The organism is Streptosporangium carneum (assembly GCF_027922005.1).
Classification (GTDB): Bacteria; Actinomycetota; Actinomycetes; order Streptosporangiales; family Streptosporangiaceae; genus Streptosporangium; species Streptosporangium carneum.
This window is the reverse complement of sequence record NZ_BSEV01000035.1, coordinates 1-17848: the sequence shown is the minus strand read 5'-3', so window position 1 is coordinate 17848 and position 17848 is coordinate 1. Positions and strand designations below refer to the sequence as shown.

The 17848-nt window shown below is 71.0% G+C and carries 15 protein-coding genes; 14 read left to right on the top strand and 1 reads right to left on the bottom strand.

Annotated elements, in window-relative coordinates:
• Positions 1-15: 15 nt before the first annotated feature.
• The 4 genes from PKF00_RS39540 to PKF00_RS39525 all read left to right on the top strand — a co-directional run bounded on the left by PKF00_RS39540 (position 16) and on the right by PKF00_RS39525 (position 5124).
• Positions 16-1098: a sensor histidine kinase gene (locus PKF00_RS39540; protein ID WP_271222884.1), complete on the top strand. Its 1083-nt coding sequence runs from the start codon at positions 16-18 to the stop codon at positions 1096-1098.
• 121 nt (positions 1099-1219) lie between these two features.
• On the top strand, positions 1220-2269 hold the full coding sequence (pheS, locus tag PKF00_RS39535; RefSeq protein WP_271222943.1) for a phenylalanine--tRNA ligase subunit alpha: 1050 nt from the start codon (positions 1220-1222) through the stop codon (positions 2267-2269).
• The gene (gene pheT / locus PKF00_RS39530) at positions 2269-4788 is read left to right on the top strand and encodes a phenylalanine--tRNA ligase subunit beta (RefSeq protein WP_271222883.1); all 2520 of its coding nucleotides are present in this window, start codon (positions 2269-2271) and stop codon (positions 4786-4788) included. Before pheS ends, pheT begins: the two co-directional genes overlap by 1 nt.
• Positions 4789-4878: 90 nt before the next feature.
• On the top strand, positions 4879-5124 hold the full coding sequence (locus tag PKF00_RS39525) for a hypothetical protein (protein WP_271222882.1): 246 nt from the start codon (positions 4879-4881) through the stop codon (positions 5122-5124).
• A gap of 30 nt (positions 5125-5154) precedes the next feature.
• Here PKF00_RS39525 and PKF00_RS39520 read toward each other — a convergent pair whose 3' ends face one another.
• Positions 5155-6459, bottom strand: a complete 1305-nt coding sequence (locus PKF00_RS39520; RefSeq protein ID WP_271222881.1) for an MFS transporter — start codon at positions 6457-6459, stop codon at positions 5155-5157.
• 257 nt (positions 6460-6716) lie between these two features.
• On the opposite strand from PKF00_RS39520, the gene argC reads away from it, so the two are divergent.
• The 10 genes from argC to tyrS all read left to right on the top strand — a co-directional run bounded on the left by argC (position 6717) and on the right by tyrS (position 17408).
• Entirely contained in the window at positions 6717-7739 is a 1023-nt protein-coding gene (argC, locus tag PKF00_RS39515; RefSeq protein WP_271222942.1) for an N-acetyl-gamma-glutamyl-phosphate reductase, read from the top strand.
• Positions 7736-8890, top strand: coding sequence for a bifunctional glutamate N-acetyltransferase/amino-acid acetyltransferase ArgJ (gene argJ / locus PKF00_RS39510; protein WP_271222880.1), 1155 nt, complete (start codon positions 7736-7738; stop codon positions 8888-8890). The genes argC and argJ overlap by 4 nt, the downstream gene beginning before the upstream one ends.
• Positions 8887-9879 (top strand): acetylglutamate kinase, encoded by a 993-nt coding sequence (gene argB, locus PKF00_RS39505; RefSeq protein WP_271222879.1) that lies wholly within the window; start codon positions 8887-8889, stop codon positions 9877-9879. The genes argJ and argB overlap by 4 nt, the downstream gene beginning before the upstream one ends.
• Entirely contained in the window at positions 9876-11087 is a 1212-nt protein-coding gene (locus PKF00_RS39500) for an acetylornithine transaminase (protein WP_271222878.1), read from the top strand. The genes argB and PKF00_RS39500 overlap by 4 nt, the downstream gene beginning before the upstream one ends.
• Positions 11080-12069 (top strand): ornithine carbamoyltransferase, encoded by a 990-nt coding sequence (argF, locus tag PKF00_RS39495; RefSeq protein ID WP_271222877.1) that lies wholly within the window; start codon positions 11080-11082, stop codon positions 12067-12069. The genes PKF00_RS39500 and argF overlap by 8 nt, the downstream gene beginning before the upstream one ends.
• On the top strand, positions 12066-12572 hold the full coding sequence (locus PKF00_RS39490) for an arginine repressor (RefSeq protein ID WP_271222876.1): 507 nt from the start codon (positions 12066-12068) through the stop codon (positions 12570-12572). Before argF ends, PKF00_RS39490 begins: the two co-directional genes overlap by 4 nt.
• 67 nt (positions 12573-12639) lie before the next feature.
• The gene (locus tag PKF00_RS39485; RefSeq protein WP_271222875.1) at positions 12640-13839 is read left to right on the top strand and encodes an argininosuccinate synthase; all 1200 of its coding nucleotides are present in this window, start codon (positions 12640-12642) and stop codon (positions 13837-13839) included.
• A gap of 40 nt (positions 13840-13879) precedes the next feature.
• Positions 13880-15298: an argininosuccinate lyase gene (gene argH, locus PKF00_RS39480; RefSeq protein ID WP_271222874.1), complete on the top strand. Its 1419-nt coding sequence runs from the start codon at positions 13880-13882 to the stop codon at positions 15296-15298.
• On the top strand, positions 15280-15957 hold the full coding sequence (locus PKF00_RS39475) for a DNA-3-methyladenine glycosylase (protein WP_309298470.1): 678 nt from the start codon (positions 15280-15282) through the stop codon (positions 15955-15957). The genes argH and PKF00_RS39475 overlap by 19 nt, the downstream gene beginning before the upstream one ends.
• 182 nt (positions 15958-16139) lie before the next feature.
• Complete coding sequence (gene tyrS / locus PKF00_RS39470) at positions 16140-17408, top strand: tyrosine--tRNA ligase (protein ID WP_271222873.1); 1269 nt, start codon at positions 16140-16142, stop codon at positions 17406-17408.
• Positions 17409-17848: the final 440 nt, after the last annotated feature.

Sequence of the window (17848 nt, the reverse complement as noted above, 5' to 3'; positions counted from 1 at the left end):
CGAGGAGGCGGGGTCGTGCACGGCGAACACACCGACGAGCGGAGCGCTGATTCCGCCTGTGTGATCGACGTCGACGATCTTCCCGACGGCCTCGTCGTGACCGATCGGGACGGCCACGTGCTGACCGTCAACCGGGCCGCGACCCGTCTCACCGGGATCACCCAGAGCCAGGCGGCGGGTCGGCATCTGAGAGACGTGTTCTCCTTCAGGGACCATGACGGGCGCGACTGGTGGAAGTGGCTCGACACCTACGGAGGGCTGTCCACCCGCACCCGCCAGCCCGAGCTGCCGCTGCGCACCCCGGGAGGGCAGGAGATGCTCGTCGCCGCCCGCCTGGTGCGCAGGCCCGAGCGGGGCGGGGAGATCGTCCGAGTGGTGATCACGATGCGCGACGCGGGTGCGAGGGCCCGCCTCGAGCGCAGCCGCGCCGACCTGGTCTCCACCGTGGCCCACGAGCTCCGCTCTCCGCTGACCAGCGTCAAGGGGTTCACCGCGACCCTGCTCGCCAAGTGGACCCGCTTCACCGAGGACCAGAAGCTCGTCATGCTGGAGACGGTCAACGCCGACGCCGACCGGGTGACCCGGCTGATCACCGAGTTGCTCGACGTGTCCCGCATCGAGTCGGGAAGGCTGGAGATCCACCGCCAGGTGGTCGACATCCCGGCCAGAGCCAGGAAGATCATCGCTGGGCGGGTCGCCGCGGGAGAGGCGGAGGACCGCTTCAGGCTCCAGGTGCGCGGCGAACTGCCCGAGACCTGGCTCGACCAGGACAAGATCGACCAGGTGTTGGCCAACCTGCTGGAAAACGCCGTGCGTCACGGACGCGGTACGGTGACAATAGTCATCGAGCCGAACCAGTGGGGAGTGACCGTGTCCGTCCGTGACCAGGGAGAGGGCATCCCGCCCGAGCTGGCCACGCGCGTGTTCCGGCAGTTCTGGCGGGGCAACGCCCGCCGCCGCGGTGGCACGGGGCTCGGCCTGTTCATCGTCAAGGGCCTGATCGAGGCCCACGGCGGCACCATCTCCGTGCAGCGGGGGCCCGAAGGCGGGGCTGAGTTCCGATTTATGGTGCCCACCGGGACCCCTGACTTCGCCTGAGCGCGGATGCCAGCCCGGTGGGCCTCCCCGACTAGACTCATGGCCGCTCAAGCCCTGGATTCGGAGCTCTCTCTTGTCTAACTACGACCCGGTCGAGGTGACCCCGCTGCACGCCGACGAGATGGCGCGCATGCAGGCTGACGCGCTCGACGCCATCAAGGCGGCGCGCGACCTCGACGAACTCAAGCAGGTACGGCTCGTGCACGCCGGCGACCGTTCTCCGATCGCCCTGGCCAACCGCGAGATCGGCGCGCTTCCGCCCGCGGCCCGCGCCGAGGCGGGCAAGCGCATCGGCGGCGCCCGCAAGGCCGTCGCCGAGGCGCTCGCCGAGCGGCAGGCGCAACTGGAGGCCGAGCGTGACGAGAGGGTCCTCGTCGAGGAGACCGTCGACGTCACGCTGCCCTGGGACCGTGTCGCGCGCGGCGCCAGGCATCCGCTGACCACCCTGCAGGAGCGCATCGCCGACGCGTTCGTCGGAATGGGCTACGAGGTGGCGGAGGGGCCCGAGTTGGAAGGGGAGTGGTTCAACTTCGACGCGCTGAACATCTCGCCCGACCACCCGGCGCGCTCCGAGCACGACACCTTCTTCGTGGAGTCGGTCGAGTCGGGCAAGGTGCTGCGCACGCAGACCTCGCCGGTGCAGATCCGGGCACTGCTGAGCCGTTCCCTGCCGGTCTACGTGATCTCGCCCGGCAAGGTGTTCCGCACCGACGAGCTCGACGCGACCCACACCCCGGTCTTCCACCAGGTCGAGGGGCTGGCGGTCGACGAGGGCCTGACCATGGCCCACCTCAAGGGCACCCTGGACCGGTTCGCCGAGGTGATGTTCGGCGAGGGCATCACCACGAGGTTCAGGCCGAACTACTTCCCGTTCACCGAGCCCTCGGCCGAGATGGACCTCAAATGCTTCGTGTGCCGCGGCGCCTCCGCGGTGCCGGGCAACCCGCCCTGCCGCACGTGCAAGTCGGAGGGCTGGATCGAGTGGGGCGGCTGCGGCATGGTCAACCCGCGGGTGCTCATCGCCTGCGGCGTCGACCCGGGCCGCTACAGCGGTTTCGCCTTCGGCATGGGCATCGAGCGCACGCTGATGTTCCGCCACAACGCAGAGGACATGCGTGACATGGTCGAGGGAGACGTGCGCTTCACGCTCCCGTTCGGGATGGAGGTCTGATGAAGGTCCCGCTTTCATGGCTGCGGGAGTACGTCGATCTCCCCGTCGCCACCGCCCAGGAGATCGCCGACAGGCTGACCGCCGCCGGGCTCAAACTGGAGGCCATCACCTCCTACGGCCACGACGTCAAGAACGTGGTGGTCGGCGAGGTGCTCGCCATCGAGGAGCTGCAGGGGTTCAAGAAGCCCATCCGGCACTGCCAGGTCGAGGTCGGGGAGGCCGCGCCGCGTGAGATCGTGTGCGGCGCGACCAACTTCGTCGTCGGCGACCGGGTGCCGGTCGTGCTGCCCGGCGGCGTGCTGCCCGGCGGGTTCGAGGTCGGCGCGCGCAAGACCTACGGGCGGATGTCCGAGGGCATGATCTGCTCCGAGCGCGAGCTCGGTCTGAGCGACGAGCACAACGGCATCATGGTGCTGCCCGAGGGCACGCCCATCGGCGCGGACGTGGTCGAGCTGCTCGGCCTGCGCGACGACGTGATCGAGATGGAGATCACCCCGGACATCGGCTACGCGCTGTCGGTGCGCGGCGTGGCCAGGGAGGCCGCCACCGCCTTCAAGGTCGCCTTCCTCGACCCGGCGGACGTCTCCCCGCCCGCGGAGTCCGCTCCGTCGTACCCGGCCTCGATCGCCGACCCGACCGCGTGCGACCGTTTCGTGCTCCGCGAGATCCAGGGCTTCGACCAGTCGGCGCAGAGCCCGCTGTGGATGCGGACGCGCCTGTCGCGCGCGGGCATGCGGCCGGTCTCGCTGGCGGTCGACGTCACCAACTACGTGATGCTGGAGCTCGGCCAGCCCCTGCACGCCTTCGACGCCGCCAAACTCCAGGGTGAGATCGTCGTGCGCCGCGCCGAGCCCGGCGAGAGGCTGGAGACCCTCGACCACGTCGTGCGCGAGCTCGATCCCGAGGACATCCTCATCACCGACGCGTCGGGGGCCATCTCGATGGCCGGGACCATGGGCGGCCTGAACACCGAGATCTCCGACGCCTCGACCGACATCGTGATCGAGGCCGCGCACTTCTCCGCCAGCGGCGTCGCGCGGATGTCCCGCCGCCACAACCTGGTCAGCGAGGCGTCCAAGCGCTTCGAGCGGGGCGTGGACCGGGAGCTTCCGCTGTACGCCTCGTGGCGGGCGGCCCAGCTGCTGGCCGAGCTCGGCGGCGGGGTGATCCAGCCGGGCGTGACCCACGCCGCGATCGAGATCGAGCCCGCCCGCGTCTCCATCTCCAGCGACTACCCCGGCAGGGTCGCCGGGGTCGTCTACGACCGGGACACCGTGGTCCGCTGCCTCGAGCAGGTCGGCTGCACGGTCGAGAGCGGCTCGGTCGCCCCCGCCGACGAGATCGCCGCCAAGCTCGCGGTCACCGGCGACGACATGCTGACGGTCACCCCGCCGTCGTGGCGGCCCGACCTGACCGACCCCAACGACCTCGCGGAGGAGGTCATCCGGCTCGAAGGCTACGAGAAGCTGCCCTCGATCCTGCCGGGCGCCCCCGCGGGCGCGGGCCTCACCGAGTCCCAGCGGCTGCGCCGCCGGGTCGGCAGGGCGCTGGCAGGCTCGGGCTACGTCGAGATCCTCGCCTACCCGTTCGTCGGGGAACGCGACTTCGACAACATGCAGCTGCCCGCGGATGACGCCCGCCGCCTCGCCGTACGGCTGGCCAACCCGCTCAGCGAGGACGAGCCGCTGATGCGGACCACGCTGCTGCCCGGGCTGCTCAAGACGCTCGTCCGCAACGTGGGCAGGGGCTTCGGCGACGCGGCGCTGTTCGAGACGGGCCTTGTCTACCGGCCCTCCGCGGACGCGCCGGCGACCGCGCCGGTGCTGAGCGTGGAGCGCAGGCCGCAGGAGGACGAGCTCGCCTTGATCGAGTCGGCTCTGCCCGCCCAGCCGCTGCGGGTCGGCGTGGTGCTGGCGGGCGAGTTCGAGCGGTCGGGCTGGTGGGGCGCGGGCCGCGCGGGCGGCTGGGCGGACGCCGTCGAGGCGGCCCGAACGGTGGCCCGTGAGGCGGGCGTCGTCCTCGATGTCCGTGCCGACCGGCACGAGCCCTGGCACCCGGGCCGCTGCGCCGCGCTGTACGCCGGAGACGTGCTGGTCGGCCACGCCGGAGAGCTGCACCCGCGCGTCGTCGAGGCCTACGGCCTGCCGCCGCGCACCAGCGCGATGGAGCTTGAGCTGACCCGCCTCGAGCGGCTGGCGCCGGGCACGGCACAGGCTCCCGCCATGCTCTCCGCCTACCCGGTCGCCACCCAGGACGTCGCGCTCGTCGTCGACGGCGAGACTCCGGTGGGCGCCGTCGAGGCGGCGCTGCGCGAGGGGGCGGGCGACCTGCTGGAGTCGATCCGGCTGTTCGACGTCTACGCCGGAGCGCAGATCGGGGAGGGCAGGAAGTCACTGGCCTACTCCCTGCGCTTCAGGGCGCCCAACCGGACGCTGACCGTGGAGGAGACCACCGCGGCCCGTGACGCCGCGGTCGCCCTCGCGGGCGAGCGCACCGGCGCCCAGCTCCGCGGCGTCTGATCGACAGGGCCGGTCCGGGGCGGACACGGCCAGGCCCCGGCGGCACCGGAACTTCCGGTGCCGCCGGGGCCTTTCGCTGAAGGAGGGACGATGAGGCACCTGCTGGTGTTCGCCGAACGCGAGGACGCCGAGGAGGTGGCCGACACCGTGGCCGAGGAGTTTCCCCAGGCGGGCACGCCCTTGGTGGTGCGGGAGACCCTCGCGGGAGAGGACGACGCCGAGGACGCCCAGTGGCTCGTGGTCGTCGAGGACCCCGGCGACGCCCTGCCCCCTGGGGCGGTGGCGCGCCTGGAGAGCCTGGCGGAGGAGCGCGACGGCTGGTGTGAGCCAGGCTGAGGGTTTCGCGCGGGTCAGAGCCTGTCGACGTCAGGTCTCGGAGAGGGCCTCGCGGCGGGCGCGTTCCCGCAGCGCGTGCTCGTCGGTGCGGGCGTCGTACTGGCGGAACCTGGGCAGCAGCGCCGCCATGGCCGCGACCGCGCCGACGCACAGCAGGCCGCCCGCTCCCAGGGAGAACCGGGTGCCGCCGACGTCGGCCATCAGGCCCGCCCGCGCGTTGCCGAGCATCGGGCCGCTGGTGTAGGACAGCAGCTCGATTCCGGCCAGGCGGCCCCTGAGCTCGTCGGGAATGGTCTGGTTCCAGATGGTGGACCGGAACACGCCGCTGATCATGTCGGCCGCCCCGGCCACCGCCAGGCAGGCGAATATGCCCCACACGGTCGGCATGACGGCCGCGACCGCCACGGCGACGCCCCAGACGACCGCCGCGACGATGACGCCGAGCCCCTGCCGGTGGACGTGCGCGGTCCACCCGGAGGTGACGGAGGCGATCAGCGAGCCGACGGCGGAGGCGGAGAGGAACAGGCCGACCGTCTCGGGGACGCCGAGCTCGTCCGCCAGGAACGGGTAGAGCGCGGTGGAGAAGGCGAAGACCATCGCGGCGATGTCGACCAGGTAGGTGCCCATCAGGTCAGGGCGCCGTACGGCGTAGCGGACGCCCTCGGCCAGCGCCTCGATCGAGGCGGGGGGAGCGTCCTGTGACTGGGGCGGCACCCTGACGAGCAGGAGCAGGAGCAGGGAGACCAGGAAGGTGACCACGTTGATCCCGTAGGCGGCGGCCACGCCGAAGGTGGCGGCGATCACGCCGCTGAGCCCGGGGGCGACGATGGCGCCGAGGTTCCAGCGAAAGCCGGCCAGTGCGGCCGCGGCGCCGAGCTGGTCGTGCCTGACCACGCGAGGCATCAGCGCCTCCATGCTGGGCCGCTGCAGGCTGCCCAGGCCCGCGGTGAGGGCCCCGACCACGTAGAGCACCCAGACCTGCGGGTCGGGCAGCAGGGCGTTGACGGTCAGGATCAGCACCGTGACGCAGAGCCCGATCTCCGTGTAGAGAATGATCTTGCGTCGGTCCAGCGCGTCCGCGATCGCCCCGCCCCAGAGCCCGCACACCACCATCGGCACGAACTCGGCGACGCTGACCAGCCCGACCGCCAGGTAGGAGCCGGTGAGCTCCTTCATCTGCAGGGGGAGCGCGACGAGTGTGAGGAAGGTGCCGAACATCGTGACCACCCCTGAGGCGAACAGCAGCCGGAAGTCACGTGAGTCGCGGAGCGGGCCCAGGTCCATTCCGATCCTGCGGAGCAGGCTTCTGAGGGGGCGATCAGGAGTTTCTTGCACGAAACGACAGTCTCGGCGGCAACTTGTGCTGAAGCAAACGGTTTTCCGCGGCACCTTGCCGGGCACGTGCCGCGGTGATCCTCCGCATGACCATGCGGGGAGAAATGTGGCTATATGTGAAGTTCGACGACGGCGGCGCTGTCTCACCTGGTGGAATCGCCGGACCGGCGGCTTGCATGGCGATCCTTTGGCGTGCATAATCTCTCTAGTAAGTTCATAAGTAAAGATGCATGAATATGCAGACTTTGGGGGGACGGATGAAGGCGGCGATCGCGGGTGCCAGCGGCTATGCCGGAGGCGAGCTTCTGCGCCTGCTGCTGTCCCACCCCGAGATCGAGATCGGCGCGCTGACCGCGGGGTCGAACGCCGGCGCCCTCCTGGGCGCGCACCAGCCCCACCTGACGCCGCTGGCCGACCGGACGCTCCTGGAGACGAGCGCGGAGACCCTGGGCGGACACGACCTCGTCTTCCTGGCCCTCCCGCACGGTCAGTCCGCCGCCGTCGCCGCGCAGCTCGGCGACGACACGCTGGTCGTCGACTGCGGCGCGGACTTCCGGCTCACCGACCCCGCCGCCTGGGACCACTTCTACGGCGGCGTCCACGCGGGCTCGTGGCCGTACGGCCTGCCCGAACTGCCCGGCCGGCGCGACGCCCTCCGCGCGACCCGCAGGATCGCCGTCCCCGGCTGCTACCCCACAGCCGTCACTCTGGCGATGTTCCCCGCCTTCGCCGCCGATCTGGCCGAGCCCGACCTGGTCGTGGTCGCGGCGACCGGCACGAGCGGAGCGGGCAAGTCGCTCAAGCCGCACCTCCTGGGCAGTGAGGTGATGGGCTCGGTCAGCGCGTACGGCGTCGGCGGAGTCCACCGGCACACCCCCGAGATGGAGCAGAACCTCTCCCCGCTGGCGGGCGCCCCCGTGAAGGTCTCCTTCACCCCCATGCTGGCCCCGATGAGCCGCGGCATCCTCGCCACCTGCACGGCGCCCGCGAAGCCCGGCGTCACCGCCCAGGTCCTGCGTGAGGCGTACGAGACCGCGACCAAGGACGAGCCGTTCCTGCGACTGCTGCCCGAGGGGCAGTGGCCCGCCACCTCGATGACCCTCGGCGCCAACACCGCCGCCCTCCAGGTGACCCTGGACGAGCGCGCGGGACGCGTCGTCGTCGTCGTCGCCATCGACAACCTCACCAAGGGCACCGCGGGAGGCGCGATCCAGAGCGCCAACCTCGCGCTCGGCCTGTCAGAAGAGCTCGGCCTTCCTCTCAACGGAGTCGCCCCATGAGTGTGACCGCCCCCCTCGGCTTCCGGGCAGCGGGCATCGCCGCAGGAATCAAGTCCGGTGACGCCCGCGACCTGGCACTGGTCGTCAACGACGGCCCGTCACGCGCCGCGGCAGGTGTCTTCACGAGCAACCGCGTCAAGGCCGCGCCCGTCCTGTGGTCCCAGCAGGTGCTGGCCGGAGGCCGGGTGAGGGCCGTCGTCCTCAACTCGGGCGGCGCCAACGCCTGCACCGGGCCGCTCGGCTTCCAGGACACCCACGCGACCGCGGAGAAGGTCGCCGAGGCGCTCCAGGAGTCGGCGGGCGAGATCGCGGTCTGCTCGACCGGCCTGATCGGCGAGCGGCTGCCGATGGACGCCCTGCTCGACGGGGTCGACGTCGCGACCTCCCAGATCAGCAGGGACGGCGGCCTGGCCGCCGCCGACGCCATCCGCACCACCGACACCGTCTCCAAGATCTCCTTCAGGCGGGGCGAGGGCGGTTACATGGTCGGCGGGATGGCGAAGGGCGCGGGCATGCTCGCCCCCGGCCTGGCCACCATGCTCTGCGTGATCACCACGGACGCCGACGTGCCCGCGGAACACCTCGACACGGCGCTCCGCGAGGCGACCAGGGTCACCTTCGACCGGCTCGACGCCGACGGTTGCATGTCGACCAACGACACCGTCCTGCTGCTGGCCAGCGGCGCGTCCGGAGTCACCCCCGACCTCGCCGAGTTCGGACAGGTGGTCCGCGCCGTCTGCGCCGACCTCGCCCGCCAGCTCCTGGTGGACGCCGAGGGCGCGACCAAGGCGATCGCCATCGAGGTCATCGGCGCGGCCTCGGAGGAGGACGCGGTCGTCGTCGGCCGCGCGGTCTCCCGCTCCAACCTGCTCAAGTGCGCCATCTACGGTGAGGATCCCAACTGGGGCCGGGTGCTGTCCGCGGTCGGCACCACCGACGCCGTCTTCGAGGCGGACCGGCTCAACGTGGCCATCAACGGCGTCTGGATCTGCAGAGGCGGCGCCGCCGGGGACGACCGCTCGAAGGTCGACCTGCGCCCCCGCGACGTGACGATCACCGTCGACCTGTCGGCGGGCCCGCACACGGCGACGATCCACACCACCGACCTCACCGCGGCCTACGTCCACGAGAACTCGGCCTACTCGTCGTGAGCACCGAGACCGGCGCCGCCTCCAGGACAGAGACCGCCCTGGCCAAGGCGCACACGCTGATCGAGGCGCTGCCCTGGCTCGCCCGCTTCCAGGGCGCGACCGTCGTCATCAAGTACGGCGGAAACGCGATGACCGAGGAGCACCTGCGGGAGAAGTTCGCCGACGACGTCGTCTTCCTGCGTTACGCCGGGCTCAAGCCTGTGATCGTGCACGGCGGCGGCCCGCAGATCAACGCCCAGCTCGACAGGCTCGGCATCGAGTCCACCTTCACCGCGGGCCTGCGGGTCACCACCCCCGAGGCGATGCAGGTCGTCAGGATGGTGCTGGTCGGCCAGGTCAACCGCGACGTCGTCGGACTGATCAACAGGCACGGTCCGCTCGCGATCGGCATGTCGGGCGAGGACGCGCACCTGTTCACCGCGATCCGCAAGCACGCCGTCGTCGACGGCGCCCTGGTCGACATCGGCCAGGTCGGCGACATCGTCGACGTCGAGGCCGGAGCCGTGCAGGCGCTGCTCGACGACGGGCGCATCCCGGTCGTCTCCTCGATCGCGCGCAGCGACGACGGCACCGTCTACAACGTCAACGCCGACACCGCCGCGGCGGCCCTCGCCGTGGCGCTCAAGGCGTCCAAGCTGATCGTCCTCACCGACGTCGAGGGCCTCTACCGCGACTGGCGCCCCGACGCGGCCGCCGGTGAGAACGAGGTCATCAGGCGGCTGTCGGCCACCGAGCTCGACGGGCTCCTGCCGAGCCTGTCCAGCGGCATGGTGCCCAAGATGGAGGCGTGCCTGACGGCCGTCAAGGGCGGCGTGCCCCAGGCGCACGTGCTCGACGGCAGGGTGCCCCACTCGGTGCTGCTGGAGATCTTCACCGACGAGGGCGTCGGCACGATGGTGCTGCCGGACGCCGCCAAGGCGCCGGCCGTGCCCGATCTGGTCAAGCGGAGGCTGAGCGCCACCATCAAGCTGAACGGGAGTGACACGTGAGCAAACACGAGACTCGCGCCTCGGAGGCTCTCAGCGAGCGCTTCGAGGCCGCCTTCATCCCCACCTACGGCGTCCCTCCCGTGGCGCTCGCGCGCGGCGAGGGCTCGAAGGTCTGGGACGTCGACGGCGTCGAGTACCTCGACCTGATCGGCGGCATCGCGGTCAGCTCCCTCGGCCACGCCCACCCCGCCCTGGTCGAGGCCGTCTCCCGGCAGGTCGCCACGCTCGCGCACACCAGCAACCTGTTCCTGCACGAGCCCGAGGTGCTGCTCGCCGAACGGCTCATCGGCCTGCTCGGCGTCCCCGCCAGGGTGTTCCTCACCAACTCCGGCACCGAGGCGAACGAGGCGGCACTCAAGATCGCCATCAAGTACGGCAAGGCCAACGGCCGCACCTACTTCGTGGCCACGGAGAACGGCTTCCACGGCCGGACCCTCGGCGCGCTCTCGCTGACCGGCAAGCCGGCCATCCGCGACCAGTTCGGCCCCTTCCCGATCGATGTCCGCTTCGTCCCGTACGGCGACGCCGACGCGCTGAAGAACGCCGTCACCGACGAGTGCGCCGCCGTCTTCCTCGAACCCACCCAGGGCGAGGCCGGGGTCGTCCCCCCACCGGAGGGCTACCTCAGGGCCGCGAGGGAGATCTGCGACGCGACCGGCGCGCTGCTGGTCGCCGACGAGATCCAGTCCGCGATCGGCCGCACCGGCCACTGGTTCGCCCACCAGCACGACGGCGCCCTGCCCGACGTGCTGACCCTGGCCAAGGGGCTCGGCGGCGGGATGCCGATCGGCGCCTGCGTCGGCCTCGGCCAGGCGGGCACCATCTTGGCCAAGGGCGACCACGGCTCCACCTTCGGCGGCAACCCCGTCTCGGCCGCCGCCGCGCTCGCCGTGCTCGACACCATCGAGAGCGAGGGCCTGCTCGAGCACGTCAGGACCGTCGGCGCCCAGCTCTCCGACGGCATCGCCGCGATCGACCACCCCCTGCTCGCCGGAGTCAGAGGCCGCGGTCTGTGGCTGGCCGTCGTCCTGACCGCCGACCGCTCCGCGCGGCTCCAGGCGGCGGCGCAGCGGGCCGGGTTCCTGGTCAACGCCCTGCAGCCCGACGCCGTACGGCTCGCACCCCCGCTCGTGATCACCTCCGAGCAGGTCGCCTCCTTCGTCTCCGCCCTCCCCGCCCTCCTGGACGAGGCGGCCTCCGATGACTGAGAGCCGCACGGACCCGGCGGGGGTCAGGCACTTCCTGCGCGACGACGACCTGTCGCCTGCCGAGCAGGCGGAGGTGCTCGACCTGGCCGAGGCCATGAAGAAGGACCGCTACGGCTACCGTCCCTTCGAGGGCCCGCAGACGGTCGCCGTGCTCTTCGACAAGCCCTCGACCCGCACCAGGATCTCCTTCGCGGTCGGCATCGGCGAGCTGGGCGGCCTGCCGCTGATCATCGACGCGGGGGCCTCACAGATGGGGCGGGGCGAGCCCATCGAGGACACCGCCCGAGTCCTGGAACGCCAGGTCGGCGCCATCGTGTGGCGCACCGCGGGCCAGGAAAGGGTCGAGGCCATGGCGTCGATCTCCTCGGTGCCGGTGGTCAACGCGCTGACCGACGAGTTCCACCCCTGCCAGATCCTCGCCGACCTGCAGACCGTCAGGGAGCACTTCGGCAAGGCCTCCGGACTCACTCTGGCCTACCTCGGAGACGGTGCCAACAACATGGCCCACTCCTACCTGCTGGGCGGAGCCCTCGCCGGCATGCACGTGCGGATCGGCGCCCCGGCCGGATACCGGCCCGACCCGGAGGTCCTGCGGCGCGCCGGCGAGATCGCCGCGAGCACCGGCGGCTCGGTCGCCGTGCTGTCCGAGGCGGGCGAGGCCGTCGAGGGGGCCGACGTGGTCACCACCGACACCTGGGTCTCGATGGGCCAGGACGGCAAGGAACAGCGGGTCGCCGACCTGATGCCCTTCCAGGTCAACGCCGAGCTGATGGAGCGGGCGGACCCGGGCGCGATCGTGCTGCACTGCCTGCCCGCCTACCGGGGGCTGGAGATCTCCGCCGACGTCCTGGACGGTCCCCGGAGCCGGGTGTGGGACCAGGCGGAGAACCGGCTGCACGCCCAGAAGGCGTTGCTGCACTGGCTGGTCTCGGCGACCGGCGCGCAGGCCGGACCGGGAGGGGCGGGAGAGGGGAAGCCATGACCACCCCCATGACCAAGGTCGCCCGCCAGGCGCGCATCGCCGAACTCCTGGCGCGGCAGCCGGTCCGCTCCCAGCCCGACCTGGCCAAGCTTCTGCTCGAGAGCGGGGTCGAGGTCACCCAGGCCACCCTCTCCCGCGACCTGGACGAGCTCGGCGCGCTCAAGCTGCGCGCGGAGGACGGCTCCCTGGTCTACGTCCTGCCGGGCGAGGGCGGCGGACGAATCCCGCTGGCCCGCCTCGGCGGCGGCGAGTCCCCGGCCGCCCGGCTGAGCCGGATCGCCGAGGAACTGCTGGTCTCCGCCGACGCCTCCGCCAACCTGGTGATAGTGCGGACACCGCCGGGAGCCGCCCAGTTCCTCGCCTCCGCCATCGACCACGCCGGCTGGAAGTCCATCCTCGGCACGGTGGCCGGAGACGACACGATCCTCGTCATCAGCCGTGACCCGATGGGCGGCGAGGCGGTCGCGGAAGCCCTGCTGAGGCACGCCGACCGACGTATGTAGCCCGCTCGCGCGGGCTGCCCCAGAGCTCCACCCGAACCACCTGTACAAGACTTTGGAGATACTGATCATGACTGACCGGGTCGTACTCGCCTTCTCCGGCGGCCTCGACACCTCCGTCGCCATCCCGTTCCTCGCCGAGAAGACCGGCGCCGAGGTCGTCGCCGTCGCCGTCGACGTCGGCCAGGGCGGCGAGGACATGGAGGTCATCCGCAAGCGGGCCATCGACTGCGGCGCCGTCGAGTCCGTCGTCGTCGACGCCCGCGAGGAGTTCGCCGCCGACTTCTGCGTGCCCGCCCTGCAGGCCAACGCCCTCTACATGGACCGCTACCCGCTGGTCTCCGCGCTGTCCCGGCCGCTGATCGTCAAGCACCTGGCCGCGGCCGCCAAGCAGTTCGGCGGCACCCACGTCTCCCACGGCTGCACCGGCAAGGGTAACGACCAGGTCCGGTTCGAGGCCGGCCTGGCCGCCCTCTACCCCGAGCTCAAGGTCATCGCCCCCGCCCGTGACTACGCGTGGACCAGGGACAAGGCGATCGCCTACGCCGAGGAGAAGAACCTCCCCATCGAGACCACCAAGAAGAACCCCTACTCGATCGACCAGAACATCTGGGGCAGGGCCGTCGAGACCGGCTTCCTCGAGGACATCTGGAACGGCCCCATCGAGGACGTCTACTCCTACACCGCCGACCCGGCCGAGCCGCGCGAGGCCGACGAGGTCATCATCAGCTTCGTCAAGGGCGTCCCGGTGGCGCTCGACGGACGGCACCTGACCCCGTTCCAGATCATCGCCGAGCTCAACCAGCGCGCGGGCGCCCAGGGCGTCGGCAGGCTCGACATGGTCGAGGACCGCCTCGTCGGCATCAAGTCCCGCGAGGTCTACGAGGCGCCCGGCGCCATCGCGCTGATCACCGCGCACATGGAGCTGGAGAACGTCACCGTCGAGCGCGACCTGGCCCGCTTCAAGCGGTCGGTCGACCAGCGCTGGGGCGAGCTCGTCTACGACGGCCTGTGGTTCTCCCCGCTCAAGAAGGCCCTGGACGTCTTCATCGCCGAGGCTCAGGAGCACGTCACCGGTGAGATCCGGATGACCCTGCACGGCGGAAGGGCCACGGTCACCGGCAGGCGCTCCGAGGCGTCGCTGTACGACTTCAACCTCGCCACCTACGACACCGGCGACACCTTCGACCAGTCCCTGGCCAAGGGCTTCGTCGAGCTGTGGAGCCTTCCCTCCAAGATCGCTTCCGCGCGGGACGCCCGACTGGCCTGATTGGGCTAAGGTCGCGGATTGAATGGGGAGGAGAACAACGGTGACTGATGGTGGTAAGCCGATGCGGCTGTGGGGCGGCCGGTTCGAAGGAGGTCCGGCCGACGCGCTGACCCGGCTCTCGGTGAGCGTGCACTTCGACTGGCGGCTCGTGCCGTACGACCTGCTGGCCTCGCGCGCGCACGCCCGGGTGCTGCACCGCGCGGGCCTGCTCACCGAGGACGAGCTGGGGCGCATGATCGGTGCCCTGGACGACCTCGAGCGGGCCTGCAAGGCGGGCGAGTTCCGGCCGACCGTGGCCGACGAGGACGTCCACACCGCGCTGGAGCGCGGCCTGCTGGAACGCCTCGGCACCCTCGGAGGCAAGCTCCGCGCCGGTCGCAGCCGCAACGACCAGGTCGCCACCGATCTCCGGCTCTACCTCCGCGACCACGTCAGGCACATCGTGTCCCGGCTGGTCGAGCTGGAGACCGCGCTGATGAGCCAGGCCGAGCAGCACGCCGAGACGGCCGCTCCCGGCATGACCCACCTGCAGCACGCACAGCCGGTCTCCTTCGGCCACCAGCTGCTGGCCCACGTCCACGCCTTCGCCCGCGACATCGAGCGGCTGCGCGACTGGGACAGGCGCGCGGCCGTCTCCCCGCTCGGCTCGGGCGCGCTGGCGGGCTCCTCGTTGCCGCTGGACCCGCAGGCCGTCGCCAGGGAGCTCGGCTTCGACTCCGCCGCGCCCAACTCGATGGACGCCGTCGCCGACCGCGACTTCGCCGCCGAGTTCCTGTTCGACGCGGCGATGATCGGCATGCACCTGTCGCGCCTCGGCGAGGAGATCGTCCTGTGGGCCTCGCAGGAGTTCCGCTGGATCGAGATGGACGACGCCTACTCCACCGGCTCGTCGATCATGCCGCAGAAGAAGAACCCGGACGTCGCCGAGCTCGCCAGGGGCAAGAGCGGTCGCCTGATCGGCAACCTCATGTCGCTGCTGACGACGCTCAAGGGCCTGCCGCTGACCTACAACCGTGACCTGCAGGAGGACAAGGAGCCGGTGTTCGACTCCGTCGACACCCTGCTGCTGGTCCTGCCCGCCGTCGCCGGCCTGGTCGCCACCATGAGGGTCAACACCGCCAAGCTGGAGTCCTCGGCTCCCGACGGGTTCGCCCTGGCCACCGACCTGGCCGAGCTGCTGGTCCGCAGGGGCGTGCCCTTCAGGGAGGCGCACGAGGCGGTCGGTCACCTGGTCGTCTGGTGCCAGGTCAACGACAAGGACTTCGACGAGCTCACCGACGAGGAGCTGGTCAAGGTCTCGCCGCACTTCACGCCCGACTCCCGTGAGGTGCTCTCGGTGCCGGGCGCGCTGGCGGCGCGCAAGGCGCACGGCGGCACGGCTCCCGACCGGGTGCGCGACCAGCTCGTCGCGTTGCGGGAGACCGTCGACGGCCAGGCCGCGTGGGCGAGCGGAAACTGACGGAGGCCCAGGGATCCGGCGGGCGGACGCCCGCCGGATCCCTGCCCCTGACCCGCGACTTCTTCGACAGGCCGGGACACGAGGTCGCCCCCGACCTGCTGGGCCGCGTCATCGCGCACGGTCCCGTGGCGGTCCGTCTCACCGAGGTCGAGGCGTACGGCCTGCCGGGACAGGACCCCGCGTCCCACACCTTCCGCGGCAGGACGCCCCGCAACGCCGTGATGTTCGGGCCTCCCGGACACCTGTACGTCTACTTCACCTACGGCATGCACTTCTGCGCCAACCTGGTCTGCCTCCCCGAGGGAGTCGGCTCGGGCGTGCTGCTGCGGGCCGGTGAGGTGGTCTCGGGAGCCGAGACCGCGATGGCGCGCAGAACGACGGGCGCGAGCCGTGCCGTCACCGGGCGCGACCTCGCACGCGGTCCCGCGCGTCTGGCCGTGGCGCTCGGGTTCACCAGGGAGCACGACGGGCTCGACGCCTGTCCCGCTGTCCCGGCGGGCCCGCTCACCGTGCTGGGGGGCGACCCCGCCAAGCCCGCCTCCATCCGCTCGGGACCGCGCACCGGCGTCTCGTCGGGGCGGGAGACGCCATGGCGCTTCTGGATCGACGGGGACCGCACGGTCTCGCCCTACCGGCCGCACGTTCCTCGCCGCAGATAGGCTTCCAGGCTTCGCGCAGTGGGCGGGCCTCGCGGCACCATCAGCGCGGACACTCGCAGTGGTACGGGTTCACGCTGGTCGTCCCCGTAATGTGAGGTTTCCAAGTGGCGAAGTGGTGCCGTGATCGGGCAGGCTGTAGGCGAAGCCGTACATGACCGTTCGAGCATTGGAAAGCAAAGATCGTGACCGACATTCTGGATGACCTCGCCTGGCGCGGCTTGATCGCGCAGTCCACCGACATCGACGCCCTGCGCGCGACGATGGCAGAGGGTCCGATCACGGTCTATTGCGGCTTCGACCCGACCGCGCCCTCCCTCCACGTCGGAAACCTGGTTCCGCTGCTGACCCTCACCCGTCTGCAGCGGGCGGGACACCGGATCGTCGGCCTGGTCGGCGGCGCCACGGGCCTCATCGGCGACCCCAGCGGCAGGAGCACCGAGCGTTCGCTCAACTCCTCGGAGGTCGTCGCCGAATGGGTCGCGCGGATCCGTGTGCAGCTGGAGAAGTTCCTCGACTTCTCGGAGAGCGGCGGGGGAGCCCTGGTCAGCAACCTCGACTGGACCGAGGGAATGTCCGCGATCGACTTCCTGCGCGACGTCGGCAAGCACTTCCCGGTCAACCGCATGCTCGCCCGGGAGTCGGTCTCCGCCCGCCTCGGAGGAGACGGGCTCAGCTACACCGAGTTCAGCTACCAGATCCTGCAGGCCAACGACTACCTGGAGCTGAACAGGCGCTACGGCTGCACGCTGCAGATCGGCGGCAGCGACCAGTGGGGCAACATCACCGCGGGAACCGACCTGATCCGCAGGGTGACCGGCAACCACGTGCACGCGCTGACCGTGCCGCTGATCACCAAGGCCGACGGAACCAAGTTCGGCAAGACCGCCGGCGGCGCGGTGTGGCTCAACCCGGAGATGACCTCGCCGTACGCGTTCTACCAGTTCTGGCTGAACGCCGACGACCGCGACGTGGTGAAGTTCCTCAAGATCTACAGCTTCAAGTCCCGTGAGGAGATCGAGGAGCTGGAGAAGGCGGCCGCCGAGCGGCCCGCCGCGCGTGAGGCCCAGCGTGCCCTCGCGACCGAGTTCACCACACTGCTGCACGGAGAGGACGAGTGCGCCGCGGTGATCGCGGCCTCCGCGGCCCTGTTCGGCCAGGGGTCGCTGGAGGACCTGCCCGCGCGGACGCTGGGAGAGGCGCTCGCCGAGGTGCCGCGTGCCGAGATCTCCGAGCTGGGAGCCTCCTTCGTCGACCTTCTCGCCCAGAGCGGGCTGGTGGAGTCGAAGTCCGCCGCGCGCAGGGCGGTCAAGGAGGGGGGCGCGTACCTCAACAACGTGAAGATCACCGATGAGGCCTACGTGCCGTCGGCCGAGGACCTGTTGCACGGACGCTTCCTGGTGCTTCGCCGGGGCAAGCGTTCCGTCGGCGGAGCCGAGCTGGTCTCCGCCTGACGGCTGCACGGCGGTTTCACGAGACGGACGCCCCGGTGACCACCGGGGCGTCCGTCGTTTGAACGGGGCGTGTTCCCCGTTTAGATCTGTAACGTTTGGGTAGCGAAGGTCCTCTCCTCTGCTGAGGATCTCGACTGACCTGCGGTTTCTTCGGATCCGGCTGATTTGACGGGCTTCCGGAGCCCGCCTAGAGTTCTCAATGCCCCGGGAGCGAGCCGGACGCCTGAGTGCGGACGGGCCCCAGGGGGCGAACCCCTCTCGACGAACCTCAGTGTTCGGGCCCTGTGCTGGTCGCCGGAAAACCGGTTGATTCGACATAGCGCGGATGTCACGGTAAGTTTGGAGGGTTGCTCCGGAGACGGGGCAGGCAGGACTCCTGGAGGGTCGGCCGGGTGAGTGCGGGCTGAAGCGAAAAGCGACAGTTTGACACGAACCGGGCG

Coding starts and splice junctions, on each gene's coding strand:
- PKF00_RS39485 (WP_271222875.1), top strand. CDS start 12,640: ATGACTGACCGGGTCGTACTCGCCTTCTCCGGCGGCCTCGACACCTCC.
- PKF00_RS39490 (WP_271222876.1), top strand. CDS start 12,066: ATGACCACCCCCATGACCAAGGTCGCCCGCCAGGCGCGCATCGCCGAA.
- pheT (WP_271222883.1), top strand. CDS start 2,269: ATGAAGGTCCCGCTTTCATGGCTGCGGGAGTACGTCGATCTCCCCGTC.
- PKF00_RS39525 (WP_271222882.1), top strand. CDS start 4,879: ATGAGGCACCTGCTGGTGTTCGCCGAACGCGAGGACGCCGAGGAGGTG.
- argJ (WP_271222880.1), top strand. CDS start 7,736: ATGAGTGTGACCGCCCCCCTCGGCTTCCGGGCAGCGGGCATCGCCGCA.
- argF (WP_271222877.1), top strand. CDS start 11,080: ATGACTGAGAGCCGCACGGACCCGGCGGGGGTCAGGCACTTCCTGCGC.
- argC (WP_271222942.1), top strand. CDS start 6,717: ATGAAGGCGGCGATCGCGGGTGCCAGCGGCTATGCCGGAGGCGAGCTT.
- pheS (WP_271222943.1), top strand. CDS start 1,220: ATGGCGCGCATGCAGGCTGACGCGCTCGACGCCATCAAGGCGGCGCGC.